The sequence below is a fragment of the Hominenteromicrobium mulieris genome (assembly GCF_046197855.1).
In the GTDB taxonomy this organism is placed as follows: Bacteria; Bacillota; Clostridia; order Oscillospirales; family Acutalibacteraceae; genus Hominenteromicrobium; species Hominenteromicrobium mulieris.
The window spans coordinates 2,681,271-2,699,889 of the sequence record NZ_CP173188.1 but is presented as its reverse complement, the minus strand read 5'-3'; the positions used below and the strand labels follow the sequence as shown (position 1 = coordinate 2,699,889).

Annotated in this window: 20 protein-coding genes; all 20 read left to right on the top strand. The window is 54.3% G+C overall.

Annotated elements, in window-relative coordinates:
- Nucleotides 1–22 precede the first annotated feature (22 nt).
- The 20 genes from ACI0CA_RS13425 (at nt 23) to ACI0CA_RS13330 (ending at nt 18,587) form a co-directional block, all read left to right on the top strand.
- On the top strand, nt 23–973 hold the full coding sequence (locus ACI0CA_RS13425) for a diacylglycerol/lipid kinase family protein (protein WP_417114689.1): 951 nt from the start codon (nt 23–25) through the stop codon (nt 971–973).
- The gene (locus ACI0CA_RS13420) at nt 963–1,544 is read left to right on the top strand and encodes a GNAT family N-acetyltransferase (protein WP_417114688.1); all 582 of its coding nucleotides are present in this window, start codon (nt 963–965) and stop codon (nt 1,542–1,544) included. The genes ACI0CA_RS13425 and ACI0CA_RS13420 overlap by 11 nt, the downstream gene beginning before the upstream one ends.
- A gap of 178 nt (nt 1,545–1,722) precedes the next feature.
- Entirely contained in the window at nt 1,723–3,069 is a 1,347-nt protein-coding gene (rsxC, locus tag ACI0CA_RS13415; RefSeq protein WP_417114687.1) for an electron transport complex subunit RsxC, read from the top strand.
- On the top strand, nt 3,066–4,022 hold the full coding sequence (locus ACI0CA_RS13410) for an RnfABCDGE type electron transport complex subunit D (protein WP_176820803.1): 957 nt from the start codon (nt 3,066–3,068) through the stop codon (nt 4,020–4,022). Before rsxC ends, ACI0CA_RS13410 begins: the two co-directional genes overlap by 4 nt.
- Entirely contained in the window at nt 4,019–4,567 is a 549-nt protein-coding gene (locus ACI0CA_RS13405) for an RnfABCDGE type electron transport complex subunit G (protein WP_308448687.1), read from the top strand. Before ACI0CA_RS13410 ends, ACI0CA_RS13405 begins: the two co-directional genes overlap by 4 nt.
- Before the next feature lies 1 nt (nt 4,568).
- Nucleotides 4,569–5,258: an electron transport complex subunit E gene (locus ACI0CA_RS13400; RefSeq protein ID WP_308448688.1), complete on the top strand. Its 690-nt coding sequence runs from the start codon at nt 4,569–4,571 to the stop codon at nt 5,256–5,258.
- Nucleotides 5,255–5,866: an electron transport complex protein RnfA gene (locus ACI0CA_RS13395; protein ID WP_176820800.1), complete on the top strand. Its 612-nt coding sequence runs from the start codon at nt 5,255–5,257 to the stop codon at nt 5,864–5,866. Before ACI0CA_RS13400 ends, ACI0CA_RS13395 begins: the two co-directional genes overlap by 4 nt.
- 22 nt (nt 5,867–5,888) lie before the next feature.
- On the top strand, nt 5,889–6,683 hold the full coding sequence (locus tag ACI0CA_RS13390) for an RnfABCDGE type electron transport complex subunit B (RefSeq protein ID WP_308448689.1): 795 nt from the start codon (nt 5,889–5,891) through the stop codon (nt 6,681–6,683).
- Nucleotides 6,684–6,982: 299 nt separating this feature from the next.
- The gene (locus tag ACI0CA_RS13385; RefSeq protein WP_176820798.1) at nt 6,983–7,258 is read left to right on the top strand and encodes a TM1266 family iron-only hydrogenase system putative regulator; all 276 of its coding nucleotides are present in this window, start codon (nt 6,983–6,985) and stop codon (nt 7,256–7,258) included.
- 58 nt (nt 7,259–7,316) lie between these two features.
- The gene (gene hydG / locus ACI0CA_RS13380) at nt 7,317–8,732 is read left to right on the top strand and encodes a [FeFe] hydrogenase H-cluster radical SAM maturase HydG (RefSeq protein ID WP_308448690.1); all 1,416 of its coding nucleotides are present in this window, start codon (nt 7,317–7,319) and stop codon (nt 8,730–8,732) included.
- Nucleotides 8,733–8,768: 36 nt separating this feature from the next.
- Nucleotides 8,769–9,968, top strand: coding sequence for a [FeFe] hydrogenase H-cluster maturation GTPase HydF (hydF, locus tag ACI0CA_RS13375; protein ID WP_308448691.1), 1,200 nt, complete (start codon nt 8,769–8,771; stop codon nt 9,966–9,968).
- A gap of 378 nt (nt 9,969–10,346) precedes the next feature.
- Entirely contained in the window at nt 10,347–10,631 is a 285-nt protein-coding gene (gene groES, locus ACI0CA_RS13370; RefSeq protein ID WP_176820795.1) for a co-chaperone GroES, read from the top strand.
- A 51-nt stretch (nt 10,632–10,682) separates the two neighbouring features.
- Entirely contained in the window at nt 10,683–12,311 is a 1,629-nt protein-coding gene (gene groL / locus ACI0CA_RS13365) for a chaperonin GroEL (protein ID WP_308448692.1), read from the top strand.
- Between the two features lie 138 nt (nt 12,312–12,449).
- Entirely contained in the window at nt 12,450–12,737 is a 288-nt protein-coding gene (locus tag ACI0CA_RS13360; RefSeq protein ID WP_395507467.1) for an imidazolonepropionase, read from the top strand.
- Complete coding sequence (locus ACI0CA_RS13355) at nt 12,734–13,585, top strand: IS3 family transposase (RefSeq protein ID WP_395507468.1); 852 nt, start codon at nt 12,734–12,736, stop codon at nt 13,583–13,585. The genes ACI0CA_RS13360 and ACI0CA_RS13355 overlap by 4 nt, the downstream gene beginning before the upstream one ends.
- A 258-nt stretch (nt 13,586–13,843) precedes the next feature.
- On the top strand, nt 13,844–14,470 hold the full coding sequence (locus tag ACI0CA_RS13350) for a hypothetical protein (RefSeq protein WP_308449022.1): 627 nt from the start codon (nt 13,844–13,846) through the stop codon (nt 14,468–14,470).
- Between the two features lie 195 nt (nt 14,471–14,665).
- On the top strand, nt 14,666–15,088 hold the full coding sequence (locus ACI0CA_RS13345) for an NfeD family protein (RefSeq protein WP_308449026.1): 423 nt from the start codon (nt 14,666–14,668) through the stop codon (nt 15,086–15,088).
- A gap of 21 nt (nt 15,089–15,109) precedes the next feature.
- The gene (locus ACI0CA_RS13340) at nt 15,110–16,036 is read left to right on the top strand and encodes an SPFH domain-containing protein (RefSeq protein ID WP_343284924.1); all 927 of its coding nucleotides are present in this window, start codon (nt 15,110–15,112) and stop codon (nt 16,034–16,036) included.
- 794 nt (nt 16,037–16,830) lie between these two features.
- Nucleotides 16,831–17,331: a 5-(carboxyamino)imidazole ribonucleotide mutase gene (purE, locus tag ACI0CA_RS13335; protein ID WP_176820790.1), complete on the top strand. Its 501-nt coding sequence runs from the start codon at nt 16,831–16,833 to the stop codon at nt 17,329–17,331.
- A gap of 17 nt (nt 17,332–17,348) precedes the next feature.
- Nucleotides 17,349–18,587 (top strand): aminopeptidase, encoded by a 1,239-nt coding sequence (locus ACI0CA_RS13330; protein ID WP_418269932.1) that lies wholly within the window; start codon nt 17,349–17,351, stop codon nt 18,585–18,587.
- The last annotated feature ends 32 nt before the right edge of the window (nt 18,588–18,619 follow it).

The window sequence follows — 18,619 nt, the reverse complement described above, 5'->3', positions numbered from 1 at the left end:
AATGCTTTAGGGGAGGGTACATATGCGGAATGTTTATATCATCAACCCAAAAGCCGGCAAGCACGACCATACCGTGCAGTTTATGGAGCGCATCCGCGCCGTGCATGCCACGCACGGGGAAGAGCCGGAAATTTATCTCACACAGCGCGCGGGCCATGGCGAGGAGCTGGCGAGAGCGGCCGCCGAAAAGGGCGATGCGGTGCGCATTTGGGCTGTCGGTGGCGACGGCACGGTGCTGGAGGTCGTGCGCGGTGCGGAGTTTCACAAAAACGCCGCCGTGGGCGTATATCCGTGCGGCAGCGGCAACGACTTCGTGCGCTCATTCGGCAAGCGCGAAGTGTTTTTGAACCCGGAAAATCAGCTGGCGGGCAAGACTGTGTCCATCGATATGATCCGCACGCAGCACGGCGATGCCGTGAACATCTGCTCTGTGGGTTTTGACGCCAAGGTGGCGGCGGAGATGAATTATTATAAGCACCTGCCGTTCGTTTCGGGCGAGCTTGCGTACACCATTTCGCTTGCAAAGTGCTTTTTGGGGCACCTTGCGGACAAAATGACCGTAATGTTTTACTATGCGGACGGCACAAAAGAGACCGTTACGGGCGAATTTCTGTTCACGCTTGCGGGCAACGGTCGCTGGTATGGCGGCGGGTACTGCGGCGCGCCGAACTCGGTGATAGACGACGGTCTGCTCGATTTTGTGCTGATCCGAAAGCCCGCCTATTCCCGCATTCCGGGCCTTGTGCCGAAGTATAAGCGCGGTGAGCATTTAAGCAACCCGGCGTTTTCCGACCTGCTCGTTTACCGCCGCGGCGTGAAGATCGAAATTCAAAGCGAAAATGAAGTCGTCAGCAATATGGACGGCTTGTGCATCAAGGTGAAAAGCGAGGAATACAACATTCTGCCGCACGCACTGAATTTCATTTTGCCGCGCGGCGCGGCATTGCCGAAGGAGTCGAAAAATGCGCGGTGATACACTCGGAAAAGCGGAAATCATAACGCCGCGCCTGCGCCTTAGACGCTTTTCCATGCAGGACATGAGCGGCTTTCTGCTGTTTGCCGCCGATGCGGATACCATGCTGCGGGCGGGTTCCAAGCCGATTTCTACACCGGCGGAGGCGGAGAGTGAATTGAGGCGCGCCGCAGACGACCCGTATGCCTTTGCCATCACCCTGCGCGAAACGGGCGAAGTGATGGGCAAGATCAAGTATCAGCGCGATTATTGCCGCTATAATACGGACAGTATTTCGATTGGCTACGAGCTTTCGCGCCGCTACCGCCATAACGGCTACATGACGGAAGCGCTGCGCGCCATGGTGCAGAACGCGTTTGAAGTGATGAACGTCGAGGTCGTCGCCATCAGCCACTTTGTGGGCAACGAGCCGTCAAGAAAGGTCATCGAGCGCGCGGGATTCATCTTTGAGGGCGTTATGCCGTGCGGCTTTAAGCGGTTTGACGGCGAAATTTTTGACAATGTGTGTTACTCCATCCTGCGTTCGGAGTACGATACGGGGCTCATTTCGTCCGTGCGACGCATGCGGTAAAGCTTACAAATAAATGTGCATGCCCATATTCCGTTAGAAAATTGTGGAAATACCGCTTTTTTCTATTGCCAATGTACAAAAGCAGTGCTAAAATTGAATAAACTCAAAAACTGTGACTTTGTTGTGTCTTGCACCGGCAAAGTCTGTTTTTTAACGCGAAAGAAAGGAAGGAATAAAGATGGAACAGTCTTTTCCGAAGCGCCCGTTCCGCACGCACGGCGGCGCGCATGTGCCGCACCATAAGAACACGGCGCACACCGAAACGCGCGTGATGCCGCCGCCCGATGAGATCACGCTGCCTATGACGCAGCACATCGGCGCACCGTGTGTGCCCTGTGTGAAAAAGGGCGACCACGTGTATGTCGGCACCAAGGTCGCGGACAGCGACGCATACGTTTCCGTGCCGATCCATTCCTCGGTTTCCGGCACCGTGAAGGAGATCAAAAAAGTCATTATGCCCGGCGGGCAGGCGGTGGACGCCGTCATCATCACGTCGGACGGGTTAATGGAGCACGACCCTGCGGTATGTCCCCCGCCGGAGGTCAAAACGAAGCAGCAGCTGGCCGATGCGGCGCGCGCTTCGGGTCTCGTCGGTCTCGGCGGCGCAGGCTTCCCGGCGCACGTGAAATTAAACGTCCCCCCGGACAAAAAAATCGATACGCTCATCGTCAACGTTGCGGAGTGTGAGCCCTATATTACCTCCGACCACCGCGAGGCGCTCGAAAACGGCAAAAACGTGCTTGCCGGTATTTATAAGATTAAAGAGATTTTAGACGTGCACCGCGTCATCATCGCGATTGAAGACAATAAGCCCGACGCCATCGAAGCGCTGACGCGCATTGCGGATGACCCGAAAATGGACCCGAACGACGAAGTGCGCGTGTTAAAGCTGCATGCAAGCTACCCGCAGGGCGCGGAAAAGGTGCTGGTGCAGGCGGCAACGGGCAGAAAAGTCCCGGCGGGCGGTCTGCCGGCAGACGTGGGTTGCCTTGTCATGAACATCGGCTCCGTCTCGTTCCTTGCAAGCTACATGCGCACCGGCATGCCGCTGACGATGAAGCGCGTCACGGTGGACGGCAGCGCCGTGCAGAACCCGCAGAATGTCATTGTGCCCATCGGCACAAAAATTCGCGAGGTCATGGAATTCTGCGGCGGTTATAAGGAAGAACCGCAGAAGCTCATCATGGGCGGCCCGATGATGGGCGTCGCTGTGACAACCGACGAGCTGCCGGTCTTAAAGCAGAATAACGGGTTACTCGCATTCGGCGCGGAAGAAGCGCGCCTTTTGGAGCCGACCGATTGCATCCGCTGCGGCCGCTGCGTTGCGGCATGTCCCATGAACCTTGTGCCCGCAAAGCTTGAAAAATATGCGGAGCGCAAGGATGTAGAAATGCTGAAAAAACTCGACATCATGACGTGCATGGAATGCGGCTGCTGCGCATTCTCCTGCCCGGCGAAACGCCGCATCGTGCAGGCCATTCGCCTCGGCAAATACTATGTAAAGAAGGAGGCGGCTAAAAAGTGAACAAATTCATCGTTTCCTCCTCGCCGCACTTTCAGTCAAAAGACACCACCCAGACTTTGATGCTGGACGTCATTTTGGCGCTGACCCCGGCGATGATTGCGTCCGTCATCATTTTCGGCTTCCGCGCGGCGGTTATTATCCTGACGACGGTCGCGTCCTGCATTTTGAGCGAATACATATCCCGCCGCGTCATGAAGCGCCGCCAGACGGTCGGTGACCTTTCCTGCGTTGTGACGGGCGTTTTACTCGCGATGAACCTGCCCGTTTCCATCAGCCCCATCATTGCGGCGTTCGGCGGCGTCATCGCCATTGTTGTCGTAAAGCAGATGTTCGGCGGCATCGGCCAGAACTTCGTGAACCCCGCGCTGACGGCGCGTATCATTCTGATGAACTCGTTCCCGGCGAAAATGACCGCGTGGACGGCGCCGATGGACCACAGCTTCTCCGACGCCATGACGACCGCAACGCCGCTCGGCGTTCTCTCCGAGGGCACGGGTGCGGCGCTGCCGAGCTACCTCGATATGTTTCTCGGCAACACGGGCGGCTGTCTCGGCGAGACCTGTGCACTCGCACTCATTCTCGGCGGCATTTACCTTGTTGCACGCCGCGTTATCAGCCCGGTTATCCCGGTCACGTACCTTGCAACGGCAGCGGTGCTTTCCGCACTGCTCGGCCGCGACCCGCTGATGGATATTCTTTCCGGCGGCCTCTTGCTCGGCGCGATTTTCATGGCGACCGATTACACCACAAGCCCCATCAACTTCAGCGCACGCGTGATCTATGCCGTCGGCTGCGGCGTGCTGACGATTTTAATCCGCCAGTTCGCGTCTCTGCCGGAGGGCGTATCGTACTCCATTGTACTGATGAATATTTTAGTGCCGCTCATTGAGCGCGTTGCGAAGCCGCAGACGTTCGGCAAAATGAAGGCAAAGAAAGCGGGTGACGCAAAATGAAGATCACCGCGAAAGATATTTTAAAACCGGCGCTCATTCTGTTTGTCATCTGCCTTGTCGTCACGGCGCTTCTGGCAGGCACAAATCTGCTGACGAAGGATAAAATTGCCGAGCAGTCCGCACTGGAAGCGGAGCAGTCGAGAAAAGTCGTTTTGAGCGACGCGGACAGCTTTGAAGAAGCGGACGGCTATTACATCGGCAAAGCGAATAACGAAACGGTTGGCTACGTTTTCCAGACGGAGGCGAAGGGCTACGGCGGTGCGGTGAAGGTCATGACCGGCATCAGCGCCGACGGGCAGATCACCGGCGTTGTCATTCTGGAGCACAGCGAAACACCGGGTCTTGGCGCGAACGCGGAAAAGGCTTCCTTTACGGATCAGTTTAAGCAGACTGCGCCGGAAAAGGGCATCACGCTTGTGAAGAATAAGGCGCCGTCGGACGGCGAGATCGAAGCCATGACCGGCGCGTCCATCACGAGCCGCGCGGTGACGAACGCCGTCAACGAAGCCATCACAAAGTACAACACGGTAAAGGAGGGCGCATAACATGGCAAAAAGCCTCAAAGAAGAATTTACAAAAGGCATTATCAAAGAGAACCCCGTGCTGCGCCTGATGCTCGGCACCTGCGCGACGCTCGCCGTCACCACGGCGGCTTCGAACGCCATCGGCATGGGCCTTGCGACGACATTCGTACTCGTATGTTCCAACGCCGTTATTTCTCTTCTCAAAAAAATCATCCCGGATAAAGTCCGCATCCCGGCGTATATCACCATTGTTGCGGGTTTTGTTACCATTGTGCAGCTGCTCATCAAGGCCTACGTGCCGGCGCTTAACAAGTCGCTCGGCGTGTTCCTGCCGCTCATCGTTGTCAACTGCATCATTTTGGGTCGTGCGGAAATGTTCGCCAGCAAAAATCCCGTGCTGCCGAGCATCGTAGACGGTCTTGGAATGGGCGTGGGCTTCACCGCCGCGCTGCTCGCCATGGGCATCATCCGTGAATTGCTCGGCGCGGGTACCGTGTTCGGCATTCCGATCCTCTCAAATTTCATGGATCCCATCATCATTTTCCTGCTCCCGCCGGGCGGCTTCTTCGTGTTCGGTATTCTCATCGCCATTGCGGGCAAGCTTTCCGCGGAGGGCAAAGCGCCGGAGACCATGGGCTGCGCTGCATGCCCGTTGGCGGCTTCCTGCTCTAAGGTACAGGAAAAATGTGAAAAGGAGGGCGGCAAAGCATGAGTCTTAAATTTTTAGTCGGCATTTTCCTTGCCGCAATCCTCACGGAGAACTATATTCTCAATAAGTTTCTCGGCATCTGTCCGTTCCTCGGCGTTTCCAAAAAGCTCAATACGGCGTTCGGCATGAGCTGCGCCGTAACGGTTGTCATGGTTATCGCGACGGCGGTCACATGGCCGGTGTATACGTATGTACTTGTCCCGCTGAACCTCGATTATTTGCAGACCGTGGTGTTCATCCTCATCATCGCGGCGCTCGTGCAGCTTTTGGAGACTGTGATGCACAAGTATATGCCGCCGCTGTATAACGCGCTCGGCATTTATCTGCCGCTCATCACGACGAACTGCGCCGTGCTGGGCGTGACGATGCTCGTGCTCGAAAAAGGCGCGGAAAACCCGAGCTTCGGCTATTTGGCATCGCTTGTCAACGCGTTCGGCGCGGGCATCGGTTTCATGGTTGCAATGGTCATTTTCGCCGGTGTGCGTGAGCGCCTCGAGCTGTGCGACGTGCCGAATTTCCTCAAAGGTTTGCCGATCACGCTGATCGCCGCGTCGCTTGTGGCGGTTTCGTTCCTCGGCTTTAACGGCATTATAGACCGTCTGCTCGCCTGAGCAAAACGAAAGGGGTTTCTATATGGATAAAATTTTGATCCCGGTTCTGATCGTCGCGGGCATCGGTCTTCTGGCGGGTATTATTCTGGCGGTCGCCTCCGCCATCATGGCCGTGCCGAAGGACGAGAAAGCGGAAGCGATTTTAGAGGTGCTTCCGGGCGCGAACTGCGGCGCGTGCGGTTTTTCCGGCTGCTCCGGCTATGCGGCGGCGCTCTCTAAGGGCGAAGCGCAGCCCGGGCTGTGTTCTCCCGGCGGCGAAGCGTGCGCCAAAGCGTGCGCAGAGCTGCTTGGCACGGGCGACGTTGCCGTCGAGAAAAAGACGGCGCTTGTCCACTGCATGGGCAACTATGACTGCACCAGCGACAAAATGCGCTACGACGGCATCGATAGCTGCGCCGCATCTACCCTGCTTGCCGGCGGTATCTCCAGCTGCCGCTACGGCTGCATGGGCATGGGCGACTGCGCCGCCGTGTGCGAATACGGCGCAATCAACGTCTGCAACGGCATGGCGTCAATCGACCCCGCAAAGTGCCGCGGCTGCGCAAAATGCACCGCTGCATGTCCGAAGGGGCTCATCAGCTTTGTGCCGCTGAAAAAGCAGGCGGTCGTGCGCTGCTCCAACTGTGATAAGGGCGCAGAGACGATGAAGGTTTGCAAGGTAGGCTGTATCGGCTGCGGCAAGTGCATGAAGGCGTGCGAAGTGGGCGCCGTAAAGGTAACGAACTTCTGCGCGAAGGTCGATCCCGCAAAGTGCATCGGCTGCGGCAAATGTGCCGAGGTCTGCCCGAGGCACGTCATTACCATGCTGGACGCGTAATTTTTGAAACAAACAGAGCCTCGGCTGTACGCCGGGGCTTTTTCGTTGTCAAAATTTGCAATCCGCTCTTTACAAACTTCTGAAAATCCGTTATACTATACAAAACACGGTTCACCAAAGTTTTTTCTGCGGTGCGCCGCAAAACAGCTTTTTCGTTCTGAGCACAAGGCATCGCCGCGTGTAAGCCGAAAATGGATAGAGGTATATTCCGCAGATAGATTCTGCGCTTTTTGTGCTTCCTGCATTTTCGGCAGGGAGCATTTTTGTTTTGCTTGTTTTATAAAAACGGGAGGTGTTTTATGCAGACACGCGTAGCCGTGATGAGCATTATTTTAGAAGATAACGCCCACGCGGAAGAAATCAACGACATTCTGCACCTGTACGGCCGGTACATCATCGGACGTATGGGGCTGCCGTACAGACAGAAAAATATCAACATCATCTGTGTGGCGGTGGATGCCCCACAGGATGTCATCAGTGCCATGGCGGGAAAGCTCGGGCGCGTGCGCGGCGCCAACATCAAAACGGCGTATTCCAATTTCACGAGCACAGAGCCGGAAATCAAAACGGAGTGATCCGAAAAAATGACTAACGGGAAAGTGAACTGACCCGAAAGAAAGGAAAATTCAAATTATGTACGATCCGAAATCCTTAAAAGCAGAGGAATTTATCTGCCACGAAGAAATTGAAGACACCTTAAAATACGCGGACGAGAACAAAGATAACCTGCCGCTCATCCGCGAAATTCTCGATAAAGCCCGTCTGTGTAAGGGACTTTCACACCGCGAAGCATCCGTTTTGCTCGCCTGCGAAGACCCGGAGATTCTGGACGAAATCTATAAGCTTGCAAACGAGATCAAGCACAAGTTTTACGGTAACCGCATTGTCATGTTCGCGCCGCTGTACCTTTCCAACTACTGCGTGAACGGCTGCACCTACTGCCCGTATCACCGCCAGAACCACCACATCCCGCGCCGCAAGCTGACGCAGGAGGAGGTCGCAAAGGAAGTCATTGCGCTGCAGGACATGGGTCATAAGCGCCTTGCCATTGAAGCCGGCGAAGACCCGGTGAATAACCCCATCGAGTACATTCTCGACTGCATCAAGACCATTTACAGCATTCAGCATAAGAACGGCGCCATCCGCCGCGTAAACGTCAACATCGCCGCGACGACCGTGGAAAACTACCGCAAATTAAAGGAAGCCGGCATCGGCACGTACATTCTGTTCCAGGAGACCTACCACAAGGAAAGCTACGAAAAGCTGCATCCCACGGGCCCGAAGCATAACTACGCCTACCACACCGAGGCGATGGACCGCGCCATGGAGGGCGGTATCGATGACGTGGGTCTCGGCGTTCTGTACGGCCTTGAAATGTACCGTTACGAGTTCTGTGGCCAGCTGATGCACGCGGAGCACCTTGAAGCCGTGCACGGCGTAGGCCCGCATACCATCAGTGTGCCGCGCCTTAAAAAAGCCGACGACATTGACCCGACGAAGTTTGATAACGGCATCAGCGACGAAACATTCGCGAAAATCTGCGCACTTATTCGTATCGCCGTGCCGTACACCGGCATGATCATCTCCACGCGTGAGAGTCAGAAGGTACGCGCGCAGGTTATCAATCTCGGCGTTTCGCAGATCAGCGGCGCATCCCGTACCTCCGTCGGCGGCTATGCCGAAGAGGAGCGCCCCACCGACACCGAGCAGTTCGACGTTTCCGATCAGCGCTCCCTTGACGAGGTCGTCCGCTGGCTGATGGAGACCGACCACATTCCGTCCTTCTGCACGGCATGCTACCGCGAGGGCCGCACCGGCGACCGCTTCATGAGCCTGTGTAAGAGCGGACAGATCCAGAACTGCTGCCACCCGAACGCACTCATCACCTTAAAAGAATTCCTCGAGGACTACGCTTCCCCGGAGACGAAGGCCATCGGCGAAAAGATGATCGCGCAGGAGCTTGAAAATATCCCGAACGAGAAGACCCGCAGCATCGCAAAGGGCTACGTTGAAAAGGTCGCCCACGGCGAGCGCGACTTCCGTTTCTAAAACTTTCGGTTATTCTTTAAAAGGCAGGCGACTTCTATGGCAGACCTCAACCAGACCCCCTCGGCAAACCGTGTGCACATCGCCTTTTTCGGCAAGCGCAACGCCGGTAAATCCAGCGTGGTGAACGCCGTTACGGGGCAGAATATCTCCATTGTGTCCGATGTCAAGGGCACCACGACCGACCCCGTGCAGAAAGCCATGGAGCTTTTGCCGCTTGGCCCGGTCGTCATCATCGACACGCCCGGCATGGACGACGAGGGCACCGTGGGCGAGCTGCGTGTGCAGCGCGCCCGGCAGGTACTCAATAAAGCTGATATTGCGGTGCTCGTCATCGACGGCACGGTCGGCAAAAGTGCGGAAGACCTCGCACTGCAAAAGCTCATCGAGAAAAAAGGCGTGCCGTATATCATCGTATTGAATAAAGCCGACCTCGGCGGCTTCAAAGATGAAAATGACAACGAAATCGCGGTCAGCGCGAAGACGGGCGAGCATATTTTTGAGCTCAAGGAAAAGCTTGCCGCCATCGCTGCAAAGGGGCAGAACACCAAAGTTATTTTGGGTGACTTACTTGAGCGCGGCGACCACGTGGTGCTCGTCACGCCCATCGATTCCTCCGCGCCGAAAGGCCGCATGATTTTGCCGCAGGTGCAGGCCATCCGCGACATTCTGGACGCGGGTGCAACATGCTCTGTCACGCAGGTGGAAGAGCTTGCGGGCGTGCTGAACGGCCTCAAAACGCCGCCGAAGCTCGTTGTTACGGACAGCCAGGCATTCGGCAAAGTAAAGCAGATCGTGCCCGAGCGCATTAAGCTCACGTCATTCTCCATCTTATTTGCGCGCTACAAGGGCGTTTTAGAGACGGCCGTGCGCGGCGCGGCGGCTATTGAGAATCTGAAAGCGGGCGACCGTATTTTGATCTCCGAAGGCTGCACGCATCACCGCCAGTGCGGCGATATCGGCACCGTGAAGCTGCCCGCATGGATCCGCAAACACACCGGCAAGGACTTTGAATTCGAGTTTACCTCCGGCGGCGGATTTCCCGAAGATCTTTCGCCGTATGCCCTTATTGTGCACTGCGGCGGCTGTATGCTGAATGAACGCGAAATGCAGTTCAGACAGTCTTCCGCCGAAGAAAAAGGCGTGCCGTACACGAACTACGGCATTCTCATTGCATATATCAATGGCATTTTAAAGCGGAGCTTAGCCCCGTTTGACGAATATGCCTCCATGATTTAAGCTGTATTTGCAAAAGACAGTCCCGGTTTCAAACGAGCGCGGGGCTGTTTTTTTGTCGTTTTGTGGGTGGTTTTGTATGAAAAAAGCGGACATCAGAGGACATCGGAGGACAAAATTATTACGGAACTGTTAAAAGTCAAAAAAATCGCGATTTTCCTATTGACTTTTCTTGACCAAGTGATTAGAATAAGTTTAGCACTCGGGGATAAGGAGTGCTAAAGCGTAAGCGGCACAGTTCCCCGAGACCTAAACTTGTATTTCTTTACCGACCGGGCCGCACCCCGGCGGGTTTCGCGGCGCACCCCGCTGTACGCGAAAAATTTATTTATGAACTGCGGGGAGAAAGGATACGGCGCATTAGGCGCCGAGGTGGAAGTTATGACCATTAAGCCTTTGACAGACAGAGTACTCATTCAGGCCGAGAAAGCGGAGGAGACCACAAAGAGCGGCATCGTGCTGACAAGCGCGGCACAGGAGAAGCCGCAGATCTCCCGTGTTATCGCAGTAGGCCCCGGCGGCATGGTAGACGGCAAGGAAGTTGTTATGCAGCTTAAGGCCGGCGACCGCGTCATCACCGGCAAGTACACCGGCACGGAAGTGAAGATCGACGGCGAGGAATACACCATCGTTCGTCAGTCCGATGTTCTGGCAGTCGTTGAGTAATTTGAGTTTCAGTCTTTATTTTTGATATTTGGAATTGTGAGGTAATTTATTATGGCAAAGCAGATCATTTACGGCGAAGAAGCCAGAAAAGCATTGCTCGGCGGTATCAACAAGCTTGCAGATACCGTTAAGATCACCCTTGGCCCGAAGGGCAGAAACGTTGTGCTCGATAAGAAGTTCGGCGCACCGCTCATCACGAACGACGGCGTGACAATCGCTAAGGAAGTTGAGCTTGAAGATCCGTTTGAGAACATGGGCGCACAGCTCGTGAAGGAAGTTGCAACCAAGACGAACGACGTTGCAGGTGACGGCACCACGACCGCAACACTGCTTGCACAGGCACTCATCCGTGAGGGCATGAAGAACGTTACCGCAGGCGCAAACCCGATGGTTCTGAGAAAGGGCATTCAGAAGGCGACCGAGACCGCTGTTGAGGCGATTGAGAAGAACGCCAAGAAGGTCTCCGGCACGAAGGACATTGCCCGTGTTGCAGCTGTTTCCTCTGCAAGTGAGCAGATCGGCAACCTCATCGCCGACGCGATGGAAAAGGTCACGTCCGACGGCGTTATCACCGTTGAAGAATCCAAGACGGCTGAGACGTACAGCGAGGTCGTAGAAGGCATGATGTTCGACCGCGGCTACATTACGCCGTACATGGTCACCGATACCGACAAGATGGTCGCTGTCATCGACGACGCGTACATCCTCATCACCGATAAGAAGATCTCCAACATTCAGGAGATTCTGCCGCTGCTCGAGCAGATCGTACAGTCCGGCAAGAAGCTCGTCATCATCGCGGAGGACATTGAGGGCGAGGCGCTGACCACCCTGATCCTCAACAAGCTCCGCGGCACGTTCACCTGCGTGGGCGTTAAGGCTCCGGGCTTCGGCGACAGAAGAAAAGAAATGCTCACCGATATTGCAACGCTCACCGGCGGTCAGGTCATCTCCAGCGAGCTTGGCCTTGAGCTGAAGGATACCACCGTTGATCAGCTCGGCCGTGCACGTCAGGTCAAGATCGACAAGGAAAACACCATCATTGTTGACGGTGCAGGCGACAGCGAGGCTATCAAGAGCCGTGTCAGCCAGATCAGAAGCCAGATCGAGACCACCACGTCCGATTTCGACCGTGAGAAGCTGCAGGAGCGTCTTGCAAAGCTCGCAGGCGGCGTAGCGGTTATCAAGGTCGGTGCGGCTACCGAGGTCGAAATGAAAGAGCAGAAGATGCGCATTGAGGACGCTCTGGCTGCAACGAAGGCTGCTGTTGAAGAGGGCATCGTCGCAGGCGGCGGCACCGCACTCATCGATGCGATTCCGGCTGTTAAGGCCTATGTCGATTCCGTTGACGGCGACGAGAAGACCGGCGCTGCCATCGTTCTGAAGGCTCTTGAGGAGCCGGTTCGCCAGATTGCTGCGAACGCAGGTCTGGAGGGCTCCATCATCATTGAGCACCTGAAGGCAAAGAACACCGTCGGCTACGGCTACAATGCTCTGACCGATACCTACGGCGACATGATCGACGAAGGCATCGTTGACCCGACGAAGGTCACCCGTTCCGCTCTGCAGAACGCTTCCTCTGTGGCTTCCACCGTTCTGACCACCGAGTCCCTCGTGGCAGACATCAAGGAGCCGGCTGCACCCGCAGCTCCGGCAGCACCGGACATGGGCGGCATGTACTAATGAAGAGCGCTTAAACCGCATGAAAACGTCATAAAACGTTGATCCCCCGCACAGGAATTTGAACAGAACCAGTAAAACAGGACAATAGACAAAATCCCCCCTGATGTAGGATAATAAGTACATCAGGGGGGATTCATTATGAGCAAACGAAGATACACCAATATGCAGGTTCTACTACCGACCATAGAAAAGATGTTAGAATCAGGGAAGAACCACAGGGAAATCGAAGCGGAACTTGGCTTGGAGGGAGACCGTCCGGTTCACAATCTGCTGAAGCGGCAACGCAAAAAAGCCGCCAAGGGTGCGCCGAAGTTTCGTGGCAGGAAGCCTGCAAAGACGCTGCAGGAATATAAGTATGAGAATAAGCGGCTCAAGATGGAAGTGAAATTACTGCAGGATTTTCTGCAGTCCACAGAAAGGAAGTGAGGCCAAAGGCAAAGTACGCCGTCATTCACCGTCACCGGGGAGAATACCCAATATCTGTTATGTGCAAATTCTTCGGGGTATCCAGAAGTGGTTACTACTGCTTTAAAAAGCGTCTGGGAGAGACGGATCGCGATGCTGTTGTGGCAAAGGAAATCGAGGAATGTCAGCGCAGGACAGATAAGACCTATGGCTATCGACGTGTATGGAAGTGGTTAAAAGGCAGAAATATTCAAAGAGATCCGAAGACTGTGCTCAGAATCATGAAAAAATATGGATTATTGTCTGAGGTTCGCCGACGCCGCCAATGGGTAAATCTTGGTCAGCAGGTACACAAATACGAAAATCTGTTGAACAGACAGTTCCGGGCGGTCAGGCCAAACGAGAAATGGGTCACGGACATTTCTTACATCCACACAAAAGAAGGCATTTTATATCTGTCCATGATCCGAGATCTGTATGACAACAGTATTGTGGCCTACAAGACTGCAAGTCGGCAGACTGTGAATCTTGTTCTGGACACGATTCGTCTGGCAATGAAGAAAGAGAAAGTCGCTGCGGAGTTGCAGCTCCACAGCGACCAAGGCTTTCAATACACATCGCAAGCATACTTCAAGCTAACACAATCTTACGGCATAACGCCGTCCATGTCAAGGAAAGGAAATCCTTATGACAATGCCATGGCAGAAAATTTCTTCTCCATTCTGAAAACAGAGTGCATCTACCGCCACAAGCCAAAGACGTTCCAAGAAGCAAACGAACTGATCGACAGGTATATTTACTTCTATAACCACGAACGCATCCAAACAAAAACGGGAGTGGCACCGCTGTCGCTGCGCCACTCCGCTTAAAACTCAATATCCTACATGGGGGCTTTTAGTGCTGTCCGCATAATCTGGTGCGGTTCAATTTCCTGTGCGGGGGATTTTTGTAGGAAAACACAAGTTTGTGCGATGAAATATGGGATTCCGCCGATTGACAATGCGGTACGGTTTTGATACTATTACAGTAGATAAATATTTAACAATACCGAGGCGGGTACGATTTCGGTACGTTCAAAAAGCCTTGGTACGGCGGTTTTTTAAGCCGAAAAAAGGAAAGGTGATCGTATGAAAAAGTATGTCAGCTTGGTGTTGTGTCTGCTGCTTGCGGCGCTGCTTTTTACGGGCTGCGCGGGCGGAAACGGCGGGTCTTCCGGCGGAGGAAAGACATCGGACGCGGCGGTGAATGAAGCGCTGCTCGGATGCTTCGGAAAGTCTGCGGATGAAGCCGTGAAGGCGCTGGGACTGAAGGACGACCAAAAGGCCGGCGACTACGGCTACACGCTGGACTACGCGTGGGGCGGGCAAACGATGGAAACGAATTTTGCCACAAACTACGGTGGTGCGGGTGTGTTCGGCTATGCGGAAGCGCAGAAGACGTTTGAAAACAGCGATGCGGGCACGGCAGAAATTAAAGCGTTTGTGGAGAAATTCACGGCGCAGTTTAACGACCCGTATGCCGTGACGCGCTACACGCAGGCGGAAAAGACGAAAGAAACGTATGACGCGGCGCAGCTTGAAACGTATTTGAAAGACGTGGCGGGCGGCGAAAGCGGCAGCGGCGTGCAGTTCCGGTTCAGCCTTGTGGGTAAAAACGACCGCATGAGCGACGACGGCGATTATATTGAAGTTTCCGTACAGAACACAGGCGACGGGCTGCGCGTGAAGCTCAGCATGGAGCATGTGAATCGATAAGAATATTGAAGCCGCGCTCGGCAGAATCGGGCGCGGTATTTTATAATCTGTGTAAAATATTTTTCCGGGGAAGAAAACCTCTTGCATATTTTATGAAAATCCGATATGATGAGGATAGGGAGTGCGGGCGCCTGAACGGGTCGGGCGCGTGTATGCGGCTTCCGCTTTGAGAAAGGGGGAATGATTTTGGAAACCATGATCTGGGTGGCGGTCATTGTGATTGCTGCAATACTGGAGGGCATGAGCGCGCAGCTTATTTCCATCTGGTTTGTGGGCGGCGGCATCGCCGGCATGATCGCGCAGCTGTGCGGCGCGCCGGTTTGGCTGCAAGTGATGATTGCCGCTGTGGTGACGCTCGTTCTGCTTTTGGCAACGCGTCCGCTCGTGAAAAAGTTCCTGCAAAACAAGGAAACGCACACGAACGCCGACCGCGTGGTGGGGCAGACCGCCGTTGTGACGGAGGATATCGATAACCTTGCGGCGCATGGGCGCGTGGAAGTGCTCGGCAACGACTGGGCAGCACGCAGCACAGAAAATGTCCGTATTCAAAAAGGCACAAAGGTGCAGGTGGTGCGTATTGAGGGCGTAAAGCTTATCGTGACACCGACTGTATCTTAAATTGAAGTTGGAGGTAAAAACATGGATTTTGAACTGTACATCAACTGGGGCGTTGTGGGCATTATCATTCTCATCGCTCTTGTCATCGCACTGCTTGCGGCGAATATTAAGGTGGTACCGCAGGCGCACGCATTCGTCATTGAAAGACTCGGCGCGTACCACGCCACGTGGAGCACGGGCCTGCATTTAAAAATTCCGTTTATCGACCGCATTGCGAAGAAGGTCTCGCTGAAAGAGCAGGTCATCGATTTCCCGCCGCAGCCCGTTATCACGAAGGATAACGTCACGATGCAGATTGACACGGTGGTGTATTTCCAGATCACGGACTCGAAGTTGTATGCTTACGGCGTGGAGCGCCCGATCTCCGCGATTGAAAACCTTTCCGCAACGACGCTGAGAAACATCATCGGTGAGATGGAGCTTGACCACACGCTGACCTCGCGCGATGTTATCAACTCGAAAATTCGTGTCATTCTGGACGAGGCGACCGATGCGTGGGGCATTAAGGTCAACCGCGTGGAGCTGAAAAACATCATTCCGCCGAAGGAAATTCAGGATTCGATGGAGAAGCAGATGAAGGCGGAGCGCGAGCGCCGTGCGAAGATTTTGGACGCAGAGGGCGAAAAGCGCAGCGCCATCCTCATTGCGGAAGGCCAGAAGGAATCTGCCGTCCTGCGTGCGGAGGCTGTGCGCGAGACGAAAATCAGAGAAGCACAGGGCGAAGCGGAGGCAATCCTCTCCGTGCAACGTGCGTTGGCGGATTCCATTAAGCTTCTCAACGAAGCCGATCCGAATAAAGCTGTGCTGACCTTGAAGAGCTTTGAAGCGCTTGAGAAAGTAGCGGACGGCAAGGCGACGAAGATTATCATTCCGTCCGAGATTCAGGGTATGGCAGGTTTAGCCGCAAGCGCGAAGGAGATTTTTGCGACGGAAACGCCGAAGGAGTAAAGTAGAGTTTACGGCGAGCAAGGCGTAAAAGTCTTTAGTCAAGTTTTCTTCGGAAAACTTACGGGTTCTTAGGGCAGCGCCTTGAGTCGCCATTCGCAAATGTCGAAATACTTTTGCCGCTAATATAATTTATCCTCTCCCGGCGCAGCCGGGAGAGGATTTTTTTATTGAGCTTGCGTTTTATGCGTTTTCAAGGTGATTTGAGCGACTTGTGTATATAAAAGCTCTCTATATATCTCCCTCAGTCAGAGGGAACTTGGAAAGCTGCCTTTTTTGACGAATAGAGGGAGATAATGTACGTAGGTAAAGTGAAAATGCCCTTTTGCATTTCAAGGTGTGTTGTTATGTATTTGATATATGGTGAGACGGAAGCGGAGAAAGGGGACATATCGAGGTATACAACGCATGTCCACGAGCAGGGGAGAATTTTGGATTTTTTTCTAAAAACGGCAAAAACTATTGAAAAACAAGCAAAAATCCCGTAAAATGATAAAGGCAACAACGTATAAAGCACGCCTACGGCTTGGCACACAATTTTATACATTGCTGCCTTAAAGGTCTGCTTAATGGATTGATTTATCAGTCGCTTGAGACAGACTAAGGACAGAAAATTCAAGGCTGCAAGTGCCGGAGGTGCGATATGGCTGAACTGATGTGCATTTTTACTGTATCTGCATGGGCGTTTTGCGGTCAATTTTAGAAGCATAGGTTGTGTTTTTTGAGCACAGCCTATTTTCTTTTTTTCGCGGTGCTTTCTTTTACGCCGCAAAACTTGAAAGGATCGGTGATTTTCAATGAGCAAAAAAGTTGCAGTAATCATGGGCAGTGACAGTGATTTTCCGGTGGTTTCCCCGGCGATTCGCAGATTGAAGCAGTTCGGCATCCCGGTGGAGGCGCGCGTGATGAGCGCACACCGCACGCCGGAGGCCGCGGCGGAATTCTCTAAGAACGCGGAAAAGGACGGCTTTGGCGTTATCATTGCGGCGGCGGGCAAGGCTGCGCATCTTGCGGGCGTGCTGGCTGCGCACACGACGCTGCCGGTCATCGGCATTCCGGTGAAGTCCTCCACGCTCGACGGCCTTGACGCACTGCTTGCAACCGTGCAGATGCCCTCCGGCATTCCGGTGGCGACGGTGGCGATTGACGGCGCGGACAATGCTGCGATTTTGGCGGCGCAGATGCTGGCGCTTTCCGACGAGAGCATCGCAAAGCAGCTGCACCAGATGAAGGTGGATATGGAGCAGGGTGTTGCGAAAAAGAACGAAGCCTTGCAGCAGAAAGTTGCCGAGCTATAATTCGGGAGGGATAAACGATGACAAAATCGATTTTGCGAAAGTACGCAAAGCTCATCGTTCAGATGGGCGTGAACATCAAAAAGGGGCAGGGCGCTGTAATCTTGGCAGATACGGCGCAGTCTGAAATCGCACTGATGGTGGCGGAGGAAGCCTACCGCGCCGGTGCGAAGTGGGTGGACATCCGCTGGACGAACCAGGACCTTGACAAGATGCGCTATAAGAAAGAAAGCGTAAAGGTGCTTTCCGCTACGCAGGAGTGGGAAAAGGCGCGTATGCAGTATGAGCTTGACGAGCTGCCGGTGCGCATTTGGATCGACTCTGACGACCCGGACGGCCTGAAGGGCGTGAACGTTGAGAAAATGCAGAAGGCGAACCTTGCCCGCATGAAGGTGAGAAAGCCGTACCGCGACGCGATGGAAAACAAGTACCAGTGGACGATTGTCGCCGTACCGAGTGCAAAGTGGGCGAAGAAGGTGTTCCCGAACGACCGCACGAGCGTGGCGGTGAAGAAGCTGTGGGACGCAATCCTTCAGACGGTTCGTGTTTCTAAGGATAACGATCCGGTTGAAGCGTGGAAAGCACACAACGCTTCCCTCAAAGCACGCTATGAGAAGCTGAACGCATGTCACTTTGAGAGCCTGCACTATTTTAGCGAGAACGGCACCGATTTCACCTGCGGCCTGATCCCGGACGCACAGTGGATGGGCGGCGGCGAAACGCTGCTGGACGGTACATTCTTCAACCCGAACATGCCGACCGAAGAGATTTTCACCTCCCCGATGAAGGGCAAGGCAGAGGGTACGGTCGTTTCTACGATGCCGCTGTCTTACCAAGGCAATTTGATTGAAAACTTCTCCATTACGTTTAAGGACGGCCGCGCGGTCTCCTGCAAGGCGGAAAAGAACCAGGAGCTTTTGGAGCACATGATTGCGATGGACGAGGGCGCGGCGCAGATCGGCGAGCTGGCGCTTATCCCGAACGACTCTCCCATCTCGAACCTCGGCATTCTGTTCTACAACACGCTGTTTGACGAGAATGCTTCCTGCCACATTGCGCTTGGCTTGGGCTTCCCGAATGTCATCAAGGATTACGACAAGTATACGCTTGATGAGATTCACGACAAGGGCGTGAACGATTCCGTCATCCACGTGGACTTCATGGTGGGCGACGCGACGATGAACATTGACGGCATCACGCCGGACGGCGAGGTTATCCCGGTGTTCAGAAACGGCAACTGGGCAGAGAAATTCATGTAATTCATTTTATAGATAATTTAAAGAAAGAGAGA